11 protein-coding genes are annotated in these 12,429 nt (G+C 68.6%); 10 read left to right on the plus strand and 1 reads right to left on the minus strand.

What is annotated here, in order from left to right; translation table 11 throughout:
- Positions 1–26 precede the first annotated feature (26 nt).
- From SFB74_RS16235 to SFB74_RS16275, 9 genes are all read left to right on the plus strand, one after another.
- Positions 27–527, plus strand: a complete 501-nt coding sequence (locus SFB74_RS16235) for an AAA family ATPase (protein ID WP_432731806.1) — start codon at positions 27–29, stop codon at positions 525–527.
- Positions 528–631: 104 nt separating this feature from the next.
- The gene (locus SFB74_RS16240; protein WP_432731807.1) at positions 632–1,645 is read left to right on the plus strand and encodes an LLM class flavin-dependent oxidoreductase; all 1,014 of its coding nucleotides are present in this window, start codon (positions 632–634) and stop codon (positions 1,643–1,645) included.
- Between the two features lie 49 nt (positions 1,646–1,694).
- Positions 1,695–3,059, plus strand: a complete 1,365-nt coding sequence (locus SFB74_RS16245) for an LLM class flavin-dependent oxidoreductase (protein ID WP_432731808.1) — start codon at positions 1,695–1,697, stop codon at positions 3,057–3,059.
- Positions 3,059–4,300 carry a M20 aminoacylase family protein gene (locus tag SFB74_RS16250; RefSeq protein ID WP_432731809.1) on the plus strand — a complete coding sequence of 414 codons (1,242 nt, stop codon included), beginning with the start codon at positions 3,059–3,061 and terminating at the stop codon, positions 4,298–4,300. The genes SFB74_RS16245 and SFB74_RS16250 overlap by 1 nt, the downstream gene beginning before the upstream one ends.
- Entirely contained in the window at positions 4,297–4,842 is a 546-nt protein-coding gene (locus SFB74_RS16255) for a GNAT family N-acetyltransferase (protein ID WP_432731810.1), read from the plus strand. Before SFB74_RS16250 ends, SFB74_RS16255 begins: the two co-directional genes overlap by 4 nt.
- Positions 4,839–6,674: an amino acid ABC transporter permease/ATP-binding protein gene (locus SFB74_RS16260; RefSeq protein ID WP_432731811.1), complete on the plus strand. Its 1,836-nt coding sequence runs from the start codon at positions 4,839–4,841 to the stop codon at positions 6,672–6,674. Before SFB74_RS16255 ends, SFB74_RS16260 begins: the two co-directional genes overlap by 4 nt.
- 29 nt (positions 6,675–6,703) lie before the next feature.
- Complete coding sequence (locus SFB74_RS16265; RefSeq protein ID WP_432731812.1) at positions 6,704–7,624, plus strand: ABC transporter substrate-binding protein; 921 nt, start codon at positions 6,704–6,706, stop codon at positions 7,622–7,624.
- The gene (locus SFB74_RS16270; RefSeq protein WP_432731813.1) at positions 7,624–8,580 is read left to right on the plus strand and encodes an ABC transporter substrate-binding protein; all 957 of its coding nucleotides are present in this window, start codon (positions 7,624–7,626) and stop codon (positions 8,578–8,580) included. The genes SFB74_RS16265 and SFB74_RS16270 overlap by 1 nt, the downstream gene beginning before the upstream one ends.
- Complete coding sequence (locus SFB74_RS16275) at positions 8,577–9,590, plus strand: LLM class flavin-dependent oxidoreductase (protein ID WP_432731814.1); 1,014 nt, start codon at positions 8,577–8,579, stop codon at positions 9,588–9,590. The genes SFB74_RS16270 and SFB74_RS16275 overlap by 4 nt, the downstream gene beginning before the upstream one ends.
- A gap of 125 nt (positions 9,591–9,715) precedes the next feature.
- Here the strand turns inward: SFB74_RS16275 and SFB74_RS16280 are convergent, their stop codons facing one another.
- The gene (locus SFB74_RS16280; protein ID WP_432731815.1) at positions 9,716–11,368 is read right to left on the minus strand and encodes a hypothetical protein; all 1,653 of its coding nucleotides are present in this window, start codon (positions 11,366–11,368) and stop codon (positions 9,716–9,718) included.
- Positions 11,369–11,621: 253 nt separating this feature from the next.
- Between SFB74_RS16280 and SFB74_RS16285 the strand changes: the two genes are divergently transcribed.
- Complete coding sequence (locus SFB74_RS16285) at positions 11,622–12,425, plus strand: tetratricopeptide repeat protein (RefSeq protein ID WP_432731816.1); 804 nt, start codon at positions 11,622–11,624, stop codon at positions 12,423–12,425.
- Positions 12,426–12,429: the final 4 nt, after the last annotated feature.

Genomic DNA, 12,429 nt, shown 5'->3' on the forward strand with positions numbered 1-12,429 from the left:
GACATTGAACCTGGAGATGGCCGAGCATGCTGATCGTTCTGGGTGGCCTGCCGGGCAGCGGCAAGACCACCATCGCGCGGGAGATCGCCGCGCTCCTGCCTTGCGCGTACCTGCGCATCGACACCATCGAGCAGGCGCTGCGCTCGGCCGGCGTCCCCGCCGGTGAGATCGGGCCGGCAGGCTACATCGTGGCCTACGGGCTGGCCCGTTCCAATCTTTCGCTCGGGCAGGCGGTGCTGGCCGACTGCGTGAATCCCTTGGCCGTTACGCGCGAGGCCTGGCGGGCCGTTGCGGCAGAGGCCTCTTCATCCATCGTCGAAGTCGAGATCGTGTGCTCCGACGCCGCCGAGCACAGGCGCCGCGTGGAGCAGCGAAGCATCGACATACCCGGGCTCGTGCCGCCCACATGGGAAGCCGTACAGCGGCACGACTACGAGCCATGGAGCGGACCGCACCTTGTCGTCGACACGGCGGTGCTGAGCGCGTCCGAGGCCGCGCAGGCCATTCTTTCCCACACGCACGACTGAGCATTCAGCAGATATCGATATAGGAATTCAGCGCAAGCGGCGCGCGCAATGCCCAAGAGAATTCGCAGCAATTCTTTCTTCAAGGGCGTCATCCGCCGCACACCGTGTCCTATTCGCTGTCCCTGCTCGACAAGAGCCTGATCCCGGAAGGCGCCGACGCCGCACAGGCGTTCCAGCACACCATCGCACTTGCACAGGCAGCGGAGCGGCTGGGCTACCGGCGCTACTGGCTCGCGGAGCATCACGGCAACAGGAACTACGCAGGGTCCGCGCCCGAGGTGCTTGCCGCGCACGTGCTTGCCAAGACGTCACGCATCCGCGTGGGCACCGGTGGCGTCATGCTCCAGCACTACAGTCCTTTCAAGGTGGCCGAGACTTTCCGCGTGCTGGCCTCGCTGGCGCCGGGGCGCGTGGACATCGGCATCGGCAAGGCGCCCGGTGGCCTGCCGCTGACGAGCAAGGCGCTGCAGTGGCTGCACGATCCGGCGAAGAGCAGGAGCGAGGACTTCGGCGTGCGGCTCTCCGAACTCGACGCCTTCCTGCAGGACGGCATCGCCTCCGGACACGCGTTGGCCGGTGCGGTGGCCACGCCCAATCCGCCGCAGTTGCCGCAGCGCGTGCTGCTCGGCGGCAGTCCTGAGAGCGCGGTGCTTGCGGCTCGCCTGGGCTGGCAGTTCGCCTATGCGGGGCACTTCAACGGCGATCCGGTGAATCTCGCGCAGTCCGTCGAGGCCTATCGCGCGGAGACCGGGCGCGCGCCGCTGCTCGCGCTCTTCGCCTTCGCGGCCGAGACGAGCGAAAAAGCCGCGGAGCTTGTCGGCGCGCTGCGCAGCTTCCGCGTGCATCTGCCCACCGGCCAGAGCGTGAACCTGCCCAGCCTCGAAGCCGCCGCCGAGTTCGCGCGGCAGGCCGGCGTGAGCGACTACCGGACCGAGGAACGCCGCCCCCACGTGATCGCCGGCACCGGCGAGGAGGTCCGCGATGCGCTCGACGCGCTGAGCGAGCGCCATGGCATCGAGGAGTTCGTCATCGACATCCCGGTAGCCGCCTTCGCGGAGCGCCGCGCGTCGGTCGAGCTGCTGGCCGCGGCGCGCGAAGCGGCATCCGTCGCGGCCTGAGCCTTCTTTTCTTTCCTTCCTTTCCGAATACCAGCAGAGAGCGATCGTCATGAGCAAGAACAATGACAACAACAGCATCAGGTTCGGCGTCATGCTGCAAGGCGCCGGCAGCCACATGAACTCCTGGAAGCACCCGGGCGGGCCGGCCGATGCCAGCGTCAACCTCGGCTTCTTCGTTCGCACCGCGCAGAAGGCCGAAGCCGCGGGCATCGCTTTCGCGTTCGTGGCGGACGGGCTCTACATCAACGAGAAGTCGATCCCGCACTTCCTCAACCGCTTCGAGCCGATCTCGATCCTGTCGGCGCTCGCCACCGTGACCTCGAAGATCGGCCTTGCCGGTACCGTCTCCAGCTCGTACAGCGATCCGTTCACCGTGGCCCGCCAGTTCGCTTCGCTCGATCTCATCAGCGGCGGCCGGGCCGGCTGGAACGTGGTGACGACGCCGCTGGAAGGCAGTGCCAAGAACTACAGCCGCGCGCACCCCGAGCACGCCTTGCGCTACGAAATCGCCGACGAGTACCTTGCGGTGACGCAGGGCCTGTGGGACAGCTGGGACGACGACGCCTTCGTGCGCGATCGCGAGAGCGGCCGCTTCTTCGACCGAGACAAGCTGCACACGCTCGACCACAAGGGACGCTTCTTCGAGGTGTCGGGTCCGCTGAACATCCAGCGCTCGCCCCAGGGCCAGCCGGTGATCTTCCAGGCCGGCTCTTCGGATGCGGGCATCGGGCTCGCGGGCAAGTACGCCGACGCGGTGTTCACGCACTCGCCTTCGCTCGAGGACACGCGCGGCTTCCTGCGGCAGGTGAAGGCCAGCGCAGTCGCGCAAGGCCGGCAGGCCGACGACGTGAAGATCTTTCCCGGCATCGGCCCCGTGGTCGCCGCCACCGAGGAAGAGGCCGAAGCCAAGTACCGTGCCATTCGAGAGTTGCTGACGGTGGAGGAGGCGCTGGCCTATCTCGGCCGCTTCTTCGACCACCACGACTTCAGCCAGTATCCGCTGGACGCGCCGTTTCCCGAGCTGGGCGAGCTCGGCCGCAACAGCTTCCGCTCGACCACCGACCGCATCAAGGCCAACGCGAAGGCCAAGGGCCAGACGCTGCGCGAGGTGGCGCTCGAAGTGGCCACGCCGCGCACGCAGTTCGTGGGCACCGGCGAGCGCATCGCCGACGAGATCATCCGCTGGGTGGACGAGGGCGCGGCCGACGGCTTCATCCTCGGATTCCCGGTGCTGGGCCAAGGCCTGGACGACTTCATCGAGTTCGTGATTCCGGCGCTGGAGGCGCGCGGGCGCTACCAGCGCGAGCTGCCCGGGCAGACGCTGCGCGACCACCTGGGCCTGCCGCGCAAGGCGAGCCGCCATGCGGCGCAGGAGGCCCTGGAGGCCGCACTCGCACCGCGGAAGGCCGCCTGATGGGCGCCGCTCTGCCGCGCCCGGCAGTCAAGGACATCCATCGCGTCGAATCCGCCATCGCCGGCTACGGCGACGAATTCATCGCGCTTCGGAGGGACATCCACAGGCACCCCGAGCTGTCGTTCAGGGAGCACCGTACCTCGGCCCTGGTGGCCGAGCGGCTCGCGCAGTGGGGCTACGAGGTCACGACCGGCATCGCCGGTACCGGCGTGGTGGGCACGCTGCGGCGCGGCCCCGGCAGGAGCCTGGGCATTCGCGCCGACATGGACGCGTTGCCCATCCAGGAGAAGACGGGCCTTGCCTACGCCAGCACCAACACCGGCGTGATGCATGCCTGCGGCCATGACGGCCACACGGCGATCCTGCTCGCGGCGGCGCGCTTCCTGGCGGAGTCGGGCGAGTTCCGCGGCACGCTGCACCTGATCTTCCAGCCCGCCGAGGAGCTGGGCGCGGGCGCGAAGCGGATGATCGACGAGGGCCTGTTCGTGCGCTTCCCGTGTGATGCGGTCTTCGGCCTGCACAACTGGCCCTGCGTGGGCGAGGGGCACGTCGGCTGCGTCTCGGGGCCGGCGATGGCGGCCATCGACCAGGCGATCATCACCGTGCGCGGCAAGGGCGGCCATGGCGCGCAGCCGCAGGAGACGGTCGATCCGGTGGTGGCCAGCGCGCACCTGATCACCGCGCTGCAGACGGTGGTGGCGCGCAACGTCGATCCTCTCGACATGGGCGTGGTGACCGTGGGCTCCATCCACGGCGGCGAGGCATCCAACGTGATTCCGGGCAGCGTGGAGCTCAAGCTCACGGCGCGCTCCTTCAAACCCGAGGTGCGGGCACTTCTCGCACGGCGCATTCCCGCGCTGGCCAAGGCACAGGCAGAAAGCTTCGGCGCGCAGGCCGAGGTGGACTACCGGCCCGGCTTCCCGCCCGTCATCAACCACGAAGCCGAGACGGCCTTCGCCCGCGAGGTGGCGCTTGACACCTTCGGGCCCGGCCTGGTCGACGCTGCCTTCCGCCCACGCACGGCCAGCGAGGACTTCGCCTTCATGCTGCAGGCGCGCCCCGGCAGCTACGTGTTCTTCGGCAACGGCGACAGCGCCTCGCTGCACAGCCCGCTCTACGACTTCAACGACGCGATCCTCGCGCCCGCGGCCATTTACTGGGTGCGGCTGGCGGAGCGCTTCCTTTCCGGCAATGGCAACGCAGCCGCCGCACAAGAACAACGCAAGGAGCCCACCCGATGAGCGAACAGTTCCTCTACACCACGCCGCTCGATCCGCGCGCGAAGCCGCTGATCGAGGGGCTGACCTTCGAGTACGACAGCCGCTATGGCGACGTGATGCGAGAGCCGGGCCAGCCGCGCGAGATCGACCGCTATCCGGCCGAGGTGTTCGCGCCGGCGCAGGGCGGCAACTTCGTGCTGCTGCTGCGCGACGGCGTGGCCATCGGCGGTGGCGCGTTCATGCGCCACGACGAGCGCACGGCCGAACTCAAGCGGGTGTGGACGCATGCGAGCCTGCGGCGGCAAGGGCTGGCCAGCAAGGTGCTCGCCGAACTGGAGGCGCAGGTGCTGCGCCAGGGCTACGAGCGCATCTACCTGACGACCGGATTCCGCCAGCCCGAGGCCGTGGGCCTGTACCTGGGCCACGGCTACACGGCGCTCTTCGATCCGCCCATCGACCCCGAGACGCCGCGCAAGCTGCCTTTCGAGAAGCATCTGGGCACCGCCGGGTGCCATCAGGGCCGCGCAGCCGGGCAGCACCTTGCCGGAGCGGCGCTGCAATGAACACGACCGTTCTCGACGCCGGCGCCGAGCCGCGAAGCCCCGCGCCGGTGCGCGTGCCGCAGCCGCAGCGCTCCCCGGTGCCCGCGGCGGCACCGGCCAACGGCGACTACTCGCATTTCCGCATCGTGCCGGCCCGGTACCCGGCACGCACGGCCGGCACCATCTTCGCGGTGCTGGTCATCGGCATCGTGCTTCATTCGACGCTCACCAACCCGCGCTGGGGCTGGGGCGTGTTCGCCCAGTGGTTCTTCGCCGAGCCGGTGCTGCAGGGGCTGGGCCGCACGCTGCTGCTGACGGCGCTGGGCGCGCTGCTCGGCTTCTTCTTCGGCACCGCGCTCGCGCTGGCGCGGGTATCGCGCTCGCCGCTGCTGGCGCGGCTGGCATGGGTGTTCACCTGGCTCTTCCGCTCGGTGCCGGTGATCGTTCTGCTGCTGATCATCAACAACCTCGGCTACCTCTACGAGACGGTGACGCTGGGCATACCGGGCACCGACGTCACTTTCTTCTCGTACCCGACCACGCAGCTCATCAGCCCCTTCGTGGCGGCGCTGCTGGGCCTCACATTGAACCAGGCGGCCTTCGCCTCTGAGATCGTGCGCGGCGGCATTCTTTCGGTGGAGCAGGGGCAGCTGGAGGCGGCCGCGGCGCTGGGCCTGTCCCGCGGGCGGCAGTCGTTTCGCATCGTGCTGCCGCAGGCGATGCGGACCATCCTGCCGACGGCCTTCAACGACATCATCGGGCTCGCGAAGGGCACGTCGAACCTCTACATCCTGGCGCTGCCGGAGCTGTTCTACACGATCCAGATCATCTACAGGCGCAACCTGGAAGTGATTCCGCTGCTGATGGTGGCCACCGTGTGGTACCTCATCATCCTCACGGTGCTGTCGGTGGTGCAGCACTACGTGGAGCGGCATTTCTCGCGCGGTGCGCTGCGCAATCCGCCGAGCTCGTGGCTGGGCGGCGTGGTGCGCGGGCTGTGGCGCACGAAGCCGGTGCAGGTGCAGGTGCCCGCGACCGAGCCCGCCGCCGTCGTATCCGCGCAGGTGCCGCGCTGGACCGATCCGCTCACGCAGGGCGGCGAGGTCAGGATCCACGGCGTCTCGAAGAGCTTCGGCGCGCTCAAGGTGCTCGACGACGTGACGCTGACCGTCGGACGGGGCAGCGTGACGGTGATCCTCGGCCAGTCGGGTTCGGGCAAGTCGACGCTGCTGCGCGCCATCAACCACCTGGAGCGCGTGGACGACGGGTTCATTTCCATCGACGGCGAGCTCATCGGCTACCGGCGCGACGAGGACACCCTCTACGAGCTGCGCGAGCGGGAAATCCTGAAGCGCCGCGTCGACGTGGGCATGGTGTTCCAGAACTTCAACCTGTTCCCGCACCTCACGGTGCTGGAGAACATCGTCGAGGCGCCGATCTCGGTGCGCGGCATTTCCCGGCCCAAGGCCGAGGCGCTGGCTTCCGAACTGCTGGTGCGCGTGGGCCTGGGCGACAAGACGCACGCCTACCCCAGGCAGCTCTCCGGCGGCCAGCAGCAGCGCGTGGCCATCGCCCGTGCGCTGGCGCTCAAGCCGAAGGTGCTGCTGTTCGACGAGCCCACGTCGGCGCTCGACCCCGAGCTGGTGGGCGAGGTGCTGGCCGTCATCAAGGAGCTGGCGCGCTCGGGCACCACGCTGCTGATCGTCACGCACGAGATCGGCTTCGCGCGCGAGGTGGCCGACAACATCGTCTTCATGGAGCGCGGCCGCATCCTGGAGACAGGCTCGCCCGACAAGGTCTTCAACGCGCCGGAGCATCCGCGCACTGCCGAGTTCCTGGCCAAGGTTCTCTGACTTTTTCTTCCTTCACTGCATCGATCTTCATGACCCATCGACGAAACATCCTGTCCGTTGTCCTTGCCGCGCTGCTGGCGCCGCTGGCCGCATCGGCCCAGCTCGCTCCCGACCTGAGCCCCGAGCAGCCCGGCCGCCCGCGCGCGCAGAAGATCGACGAGGCCGTCCGGCTCGCGAAGGACTTCAAGTTCCAGAAGGAAGGCGTGCTCGTCGTCGGCACCACCACCGGCCGCCTGCCGTTCGCCGCCTATGCGACCGACACGAAAACGCCGGTGGGCAACGCTCCCGACATCGCACAGCTGGTGGCCGACAGCCTCGGGCGCAAGCTGGAGCTGGTCTCAACCGCCTGGGCCGACTGGCCGCTGGGCCTGCAGTCGGGCAAGTTCGACCTGGTGGTATCGAACGTGACCGTGACCGAGGAACGCAAGGAGAAGTTCGACTTCTCGACCTACCGCAACGACCAGCTCGGCATCTACGTGAAGTCCGACAGCAAGCTGGGCGCGATCGAGGAGCCGAAGGACATCGCCGGCCTGAAGGTGATCGTTTCTGCCAGCACCAACCAGGAGCAGATTCTCCTGCGCTGGAACAAGCAGAACGTGGTCGCGGGGCTGAAGCCGGTGGAGATTCAGTACTACGACGACGATGTGGTGCAGCGCCTGGCGCTGCAGTCGGGCCGCGCCGATGCGTACCTGGGCCCGAACGCCATCGCAGCCTACGAGGCGCGCGACGGCAAGACCAGGCTCGCGGGTCTGTTCTCGGGCGGCTGGCCGCTGAACGCCGAGATCGCCGTCACCTCGCGCAAGGGCTCGGGCATTGCCGAAGCCGTGACGCTGGCGCTCAACACGCAGATCAGGAACGGCAACTACGCCAAGGCGCTGTCGCGCTGGAACCTGGAGTCGGAGGCCATCGCGGCCTCGCGCACCAACCCGCCGGGCCTGCCGAAGAACTGATGGCCATGAACTTCTTCAAGCACACGTCCATGGCCCGAGGCCTCGTCGTCGCATTCGCGCTCGTGGCGGGGGCGGCGGGCGCGGCCCATGCCGCCGACAAGTTCGACTTCAGCCCCGAGCAGAAGGGCCGCCTGCGCGGCCAGAAAGACGCCGAGGCGGTCAACGCGATTCCGCCGAGCTTCAAGTTCGTGAAGGAAGGCGTGCTGACCATCGGCATCGCGCCGTTCGCGCCGCCGATCTCGACCTATGCAACCGACGCGAAGACGGTCGTCGGCTTCGACCCCGACTTCGCGCTGCTCGTCGCCGACGCGCTGGGCCTGAAGCTGGAGCTGCAGCCCATCGCCTGGGCCGACTGGCCGCTGGGCCTGAGCTCGGGCAAGTACGACGCCGTGATCTCCAACGTGGGCGTGACCGAGCAGCGCAAGGAGAAGTTCGACTTCTCCACCTATCGCCTCGGGCTGCACGGCTTCTACGTGAAGACGGACAGCGCCATCAAGTCGATCAGGGAGCCGAAGGACGTCGCGGGCCTGAAGCTGACTACGGGCGCCGGCACCAACCAGGAACGCATCCTGCTCGAGTGGAACCGGCAGAACGTCGCGGCGGGCCTGAAGCCTGTCGAGATCCAGTACTACGACGACGATGTGACGCGCACGCTGGCGGTGGTCACCAGGCGGGTCGATGCCAACTTCAATCCCAACGCGCCGCAGGCCTACGAGGCGGCGAAGAACGGGCAGATCAGGCTGGTGGGCACCGTCAACGCGGGCTGGCCGCTGAAGTCGGATGTGGCCATTGCCACGCGCAAGGGCAGCGGGCTCGCGGTGGCGCTGACCACCGCGACCAACAACCTCATTCGCAACGGCACTTACGGCCGCGCGCTCGCGCGCTGGAGCCTGGCGGAAGAAGCGCTGCAGAAGTCGGAAACGAACCCGCCCGGCCTGCCGAAGTTCGCGCCGTGAGCAGCAGCATCCGCCATCTCGCGTTCCTGACGCCGGGCAACTACGCCGAGGCCGATCCGCTCGCCGGCCTCGAAGCCGCGCTGAAGCTCTTCGAGTTCGGCGAGAAGCACGGCTTCGACAGCGCCTGGGTGCGGCAACGTCACCTGGAGCGCGGTGTGTCGTCGGCCGCGACCTTCCTTGCCGCCGCGACGCAGCGCACGCGCCGCATCGAGCTGGGTGCGGCGGTGATCCAGATGGGTTACGAGAACCCGTTCCGCCTTGCCGAAGACCTGGCCACGGTCGACGTGCTGTCGCGCGGCAGGCTGCAGGTGGGCCTGAGCGCCGGCGCGCCGCTGCACGGCGCCTTGCTGGGCAACCGTTTCCACGACGCGGCGCCGAACACCGTCGACTACAGCCACAAGCGCGTGGGGCGGCTCAAGGCCAATCTCGAAGACACGCTGCTCGGCGACGAGGAGACTTTCGTCGAGTCGGCCGGCGGTCGCGTGCGGCCGCGCGTGCAGCCGTATGCGCCGGGCCTCATCGGCCGGCTCTGGTACGGCGGCGGCTCGCTGCGTTCGGTCGAGTGGGCGGGCCGCAACGGATTCAACCTGCTGCTGGGCAACGTTCTCTCGGGCGAGACCACCGACGACTTCCTGCAAGCGCAGCTGGGTCTCGTCGAGCGCTACAAGGCCAGCGAAACCGATGCGCATAGGGGCAGGGTAGCGCTTGGCCGCGTGATCGTGCCGCTCGATGGCGCGGATGCCGCCACCCGCAAGCGCTATCGCGAATTCGCGGCAGGCCGCGTCGAACGAACGCTGGCGCCGCAAGGCGAGCGGCGCACCCTGTTCGCGAGCGACCTCGTCGGCACCTCCGACGAGATCCTGGAGCGCCTGCGCCGTGACCCGGTGCTGCCGCTGGTGAGCGAGCTGCGGGTGGAGCTGCCCTACAACTTCGGCAGCGAGGACTACGAACAGATATTGACCGACCTGTCCCGCCGCATCGCGCCGGAACTCGGTTGGCGCGCGCTTTGAACGGCAGGAGGAAAAGAGGAGAGAGAAAGAGCAGGAGTTGAGTTCGAGGTGAGTCGGAGTCGGGTTGCGTTTTCCGCAGTTCGACGGACGACTTTGGGCGGGCCTTCGGGCCCGCTTTTTTTTCTTCAGCTCCGCGTCGTCGATGCGCCCAGGAGGAAGTCGGTGACCTCGTCCGAGAACACATAGCGCCGCCCGCCGATGAGCACGCTGTCCGGGCTTTCGGGGTCCGGCTGCGCGCCAGGCATGCCATGCGCCACCAGCGCTTCGGCGCAGCCCAGCCAGTCGCCTTCCCCGTCGGGCTCATTGCACGAAGCCCAGGAAAGGCCGCCGCACGCGTTGTCGCCGAAGCCGTGTCGCTCCTGCCAGCTTGCGCCGTGCTCGAGCAGGAAGCGCACGAGCGCGGCGTCGCCCCGGAACACGGCCTTGTTGAGCGCCGAGGCGTCCCAGTCGCCGCCGCGGGTTGCGATGGGCCAGCCCAGTTCGACCATCAGCTTCACCGCGTCGGCGCATCCTTGCGCGGCGAGTTCGGGCAGCAGGCGCAACTGCGCTTCGGAAAGCGATCCCACGATGCCGGGATGTGCCGACTGGATGCTACGGGCAATGGCTTCATCGCCCCGTGCGCAGGCGGCGATGAAGGCCTCGTCCACCGGAAGAGGTGCGTCGCCCGCGGCCTGTTGCAGGAGGCCGGCGACCTCGGGCAGGCCAAAGCGCAGGGCGGCGATGTATGCGCTCGTGCCCTCGGCCGTGGTGGCCGAGGGATCGGCACCCGCTTCCAGCAACGCCTGGATGTGCGCGGGCGACTTGCGGCGGCGGATGGCCCACAGCAGCAGGGAGCCCCAGTCGCTCGTGGGCGGGCCCATGGGCGGCTCGTTGGCATTGCCGCCGTGCGCGAGCAGCAGGCGCAGCGCCTCGACGTCGTCGAGGTCGAGCACGCGGTAGAGCGCGTTCGTGCCCGCGACGCGCGCGCCGGCCTCGAGCAGCAGCCTCGTGCAGGCGGGGTTCTCCAGCGAGTGGTAGAGCGATTCGCCGTCGTTGGGGTCGGCGCCGGCGTCCAGCAGCAACCTGGTGAGTACTGGATCGCGGTTCTGCCCGGCGGCGCCGTAGAGCGCGGACAGCCGTTCGTCTTCGGCGGGCGCATCGAGCGATGCCGGCGGCCAGCGGTTGCCCACCGATTGATCGGGGTCCGCGCCTGCATCGAGCAGCAGCTTCGCGCAGTCGCGCAGGCGTTGCTGGTAGTCAGGCAACTGCAGCAGTCCCGAATGAGTCACCGCGACGAGCGGCGGGAGTGCGAGCGGGCCTCCAGCGCGATTCACCCAGCCCGGATCGCGCTCGATGGCCTGACGGATCGGCGCTTCGTTGCCCATCGCGCAGGCGAGGACGGGGTCGTCGCCCGGCAGGTCGGGGCTTTCCTCGAGCAGGCGCAGGGCCAGTGCAGGCCGCGCGCGGTTCGTGCCTCCGGCGATGTCGCCCGCATAGACGAGGCGCAGCCATTGCAGGACGGCCCTTGCCGGGTCGTCCGTCTGCGAGCGGCGCGCGAGAACGAAGCCCTGCAGGTCGGCCCACGACTGGAATCCGTACTCGCGCGCGATGCACGACTGGGCATCGTGCAGGCGCAGGCCCATGGCCGCGATCGCGGCGTCGCTCTTGCCGGCGGCGGCCGGCAGGGCCTCGCGGAAGCGCGTGGTGGCGGTGGGATCGTTGCTTCGGTAGAGAGCAAGCAGCTCCTTGGCTTGCTTCTTCAGGTGGCCCAGGTCGGGCCGGGCGGGCATGCGCTTCATGTGTACCTCCGTGCATCGGGCGCCGTCGGCCCGCAAATCCGGCTGCACAAAAGGCGTATGGATCGGCAAATGAAGGCAAGTGGGTTCAACCCTTCCCGCGGGCCCGGGCGCGGCTTGCACCGCGGCGGCGATGTTAGGGCACCAGCCGCGCGAAGGTCAATGAATGGAGCGGATAGAGGCGAAGCGGCTAAAGTGGCACGCTGCTGCCTGCCAGCGTCTCGCACATCCACCCTCCGGACGGACACCCGACACCATGCTGCCCAGATTCCTCAAGCGGCTCGCCGCGCGCCTTGCCAGCCCGGCGCCCACACCCGAACCGCCCGCGAAGGGCGGACCGGCATCGACATTGAAGAAGGGCGACGTGCTGGCATACCGCGACGGGAACGCATGGCGGGCCGTCTGGGTTCTCGAAGTCGACCCGTGGCCCGATGGCACATCGGTTGCCCACTGCCTGAGCTACCAGCCGCTGGCCGAGCGGCCCACGGTCGAATCGCTGCGGCAGGCGGAGGTGCTGATATGGCACGCGCCCATCGACGCGGACGGCGTGAGCAGGGGCAGCGAGCTCATCGGCAACCGGCAGCCCACTGAAGAAGACCTGATCGGCTTTGCCGAGTACCTGAAGCTCACCGACTTTCCGAGATACCTGGACGCGATGGGCAAGGACGGCCACGAGATCGTTCGCCAGGCCAACGCGCACTACCTGCGCGGAAACGAGCTCTGCGAACAGGGCCGGAAGGAAGAAGGCATTGCCGAGTACGACGCGGCCGTGGAGCTCTTTCCGCTCTTCTTCGAGGCCATCGACAACCGGGCCTTCACCCGCATGGAGCTCGGCAACTTCCGCGAGGCGCTGGACGACTTCGAGCAGTCGCTGCAGGTGAACCCCGAGGGAGAAGCCGCCTTCTTCTCGAAGGGCGAATGCCTCATGCGGCTGGGCGAGCTCGCGGCGGCGGAGGCCATCTTCACCGAGGGCAAGGAGCGCTTTCCGGCGAAGAAGGCGCTCTTCGGCGAGTTCCTGGGGCGCGTGCGGGCTCAGCAGCGCTCCGGGAACAACAGGTAGGTCG

It is taken from the genome of Variovorax xiamenensis, assembly GCF_050916385.1.
Classification (GTDB): domain Bacteria; phylum Pseudomonadota; class Gammaproteobacteria; order Burkholderiales; family Burkholderiaceae_C; genus Variovorax.